The 297-nt window shown below is 43.4% G+C and carries 1 protein-coding gene; it reads right to left on the bottom strand.

What is annotated here, in order from left to right; genetic code table 11:
* Positions 1-297, bottom strand: a 297-nt coding sequence (locus tag AC0IW9_RS30540; RefSeq protein ID WP_471652064.1) for a hypothetical protein, incomplete at both ends; no start/stop codon positions are given.

Below are 297 nucleotides of genomic sequence, written 5' to 3'. Positions count from 1 at the left end.
CGTTAACCTTGCTGTATATGGTAACAGTGGCCGAAGTTTTGGACAAAGAAGAAAGATTTATGATCTGGGCGGAGTTCAGGCCCCATAACAATAACTTGTGCTCTACTGTCTTGATCATGGCCTCATAATCGACGTCAGGATTATTTAATACCTTCTGCTGCTGCCTGGCCAAAAGGTATTCTTTTTCGGCTGATAACAGGTCTTCGCTATAAATGGAATACACTGCCTGACCTATTGTTATTTTTTCTCCAACGGACCTAACAAATAAACGCTGTATGCGTCCGGCCACTCTTGCAC

It is taken from the genome of Belnapia sp. AC561, assembly GCF_979252845.1.
The sequence above is the reverse complement of the archived record's forward strand: the minus strand, read 5'-3'. Positions and strand labels throughout refer to the sequence as shown.